Source organism: Synechococcus sp. 'PEA 65AY6A-5F PE A' (assembly GCF_047462575.1).
In the GTDB taxonomy this organism is placed as follows: Bacteria; Cyanobacteriota; Cyanobacteriia; order Thermostichales; family Thermostichaceae; genus Thermostichus.
The window spans coordinates 1-2,348 of sequence record NZ_JAOALE010000074.1; the positions used below are offsets into that span (position 1 = coordinate 1).

The 2,348-nt window shown below is 57.1% G+C and carries 3 protein-coding genes; all 3 read left to right on the forward strand.

All coding sequences use genetic code 11. The features are described 5' to 3' along the window. Nucleotides 1–119 precede the first annotated feature (119 nt). Entirely contained in the window at nucleotides 120–578 is a 459-nt protein-coding gene (locus GG26_RS13540; protein WP_414391166.1) for a hypothetical protein, read from the forward strand. 94 nt (nucleotides 579–672) lie between these two features. Continuing rightward, nucleotides 673–1,914 (forward strand): hypothetical protein, encoded by a 1,242-nt coding sequence (locus GG26_RS13545; RefSeq protein WP_414391169.1) that lies wholly within the window; start codon nucleotides 673–675, stop codon nucleotides 1,912–1,914. 6 nt (nucleotides 1,915–1,920) lie between these two features. Further along, nucleotides 1,921–2,217, forward strand: a complete 297-nt coding sequence (locus GG26_RS13550; RefSeq protein ID WP_011431615.1) for a hypothetical protein — start codon at nucleotides 1,921–1,923, stop codon at nucleotides 2,215–2,217. The last annotated feature ends 131 nt before the right edge of the window (nucleotides 2,218–2,348 follow it).

Genomic DNA, 2,348 nt, shown 5'->3' on the forward strand with positions numbered 1-2,348 from the left:
CCTCCCGACACTGACCCTACGGGTACAGTGCGGGGCTCCTGCGATTTCTAGCTGATGGTGCTACAGTAGCCAAAGTAACCTACGTCAGCGATTCCCAAGAGGAGCAAGCCCTAGAACGTTTGGGCACCTACGCCGGCGACCTGTTGCAGGCCAATAGCCGCCTTTGTCAAACCGTCAGCCCCGACCAAGAGGCGGACTACCTCTTGGCAGGTACTCCGGCGCTGCGGGTTGTCATCAAAGCATTTCCCAAAAGCCCCTACTTTGTTTTATTTCTAACTCGCTCTCACACTGACCTCAAGGCAATTTCAGAGCGTGTCAAAGCCATCCTCATCGACGGAAAGCCGCTGCTGCCCCCTGTGCAGGACAGCACCATGTCTGTGGCTCAGGCTCTGATGGACTATGCCAAGCGCTACGCTCCGGATCCCAACTTTGTGGCTCTGCGCCTGTCTTTGAAAACGGGCCTAGACCGCAACCGTCTCGAAAAGGGCACCCTGACCCGACAGGAGCTGCGCATTCTTTACAAAGCGGTAGCAGATCTTTTGGGCCGAGAGCGCCTGCCTATTGCCATGCCGGTTTGAGTAGTCGAGAATGGCTGGCGAGCTTTGCCTGAGGGCAGTTGCCGCGCTCAGGGGCCTGCTTTGAGCACTATCATTCATCTCAACCCACTTGTCCATGCTTGAACATCTCCATCTCGACCGCAACCGCAAGCTGATCTCCCTGTTTGGAGAGCCGGTTATCTTCCACTGCCATCACTACAACCTCTTCCTGCAGCAGACTATTGAAGATCCCGACTGGATCGATGGAGTAGGGATCCTGCGCACGGCAGCCCAGGAGATCTTTTACAGTCTTCTGTACGGAGCTTTCAAGGCTCTTGGCATTCAGGAGACCCAAGAGCGCCTGGCAGTGGCAGCTCAGATCTTCAGTTTTTTAGGATTTGGGCGGCTGGCGTTTGAGGTGACCCCTTCAGGCGGGGAAGTGCAGCTTACCCATTCTCACTACGCAGAAGGCTGGCTGAACAAGTACGGGGATCAGGTCAACCGCACACGTCCCATTGACCACTTGGCGGTGGGCTATGTGGCAGCAGCTCTGGATGCCACTTTTGGCGAGCTGGGGAGCTACACGGCAGAAGAAACGGAGTGCATGGCCGTTACCCGTAAGGATCACTGTGTAATCCAGGTTACTCGGCTGCCGCGGCCCCAGTCGCTGACTCCCAGTCCAGGCATGGGCAAGTTGATCGAGCAGCCGCTCCAGTTCCCCCGGCCCACAACAGCAGTGGACTACGATGCGGTCAACGAAGCTCTGTGGGGCCTGCCTTTGGCCGGAGATGATCAGGGGCAGATTCGCGCCTTTAACGTGTTGCTAACGCGCATGCCTGCCAACTACTACAACCGCATTCAGTATCGCTTTTTACAGGAGCTGAAGGCAGTGCAGGCTGAGCTGATGGGGGTAGGGGAAGCTCTTATCCGCGAGTCGGGGCATGTTTGTGTCTTCTACACCTTTGGCAACATCATGGAATCGGTGGAGTGGGAAACCCTGGTGGGGCCGATGCTGGAGAAGGACACGGACTGGATCCACGGCGGCTATGCGGTGGCCAGCAGTCTGGGGTGGGGTCGCTGGCAGGCTTTGGAGGTGGTGAGCGGCGAGTCTTGCCGGGTGGCCATTGACGGCAACTACGAAGCCAACTACTTTTTCGCTTCCTACCCACGGGCAGAAGATCCCGCCTGCTATTTTGCCCAAGGGGCGGTGCCGGCGATGATGAATCTGGTCTACAACGGCAACATTCAGCAGAAGCCGGTTTTGGATCAAGTCTTCTACAACCGCCTCTTCCAGCGGGGTGGGCTCTTCCACGGCCAGGAGACCAAGGCTAGAGAGAAAGGGGATCCCTGGTGTGAGTTCTACGCTGAGCGGATTTAGGGATCCATGCAGGTGCGCATCCTCAGGCGGCGGGAGTGTGGAACGGGCTGGGCCACAGACCTGCTGCTGCCGCGCTGCCTGAGCTGGCCGGAGGTGGAAGAGCTGGCCCGGGAGATAGGGGCCACCTGCCGCTGCTTTCAAAAGCAACTGGTGTGGTTGGATCTGCCGGCAGGACGGATTACGGCTTCTTTGCGGGTGCCTCGCCTAACTTTGCGGCTCTACGACGCCGCTGTTGAGGCCCAGATCCTAAACCACTTGCAGCAGTTGGTGAAGTCGGTTGATCCTAAGATCCAGGGGCCATAGCAAGCCCTCTACAGTACTCTCTCGATACAGCTTGTTAAAGAATTAAGGGGTATAGAACGTAATCCCGGCGCCTAGACAGGTACAGCCTTTTAATTTAAAATAGGGTACAGGTATTCAAGAGGAAGGAGAGA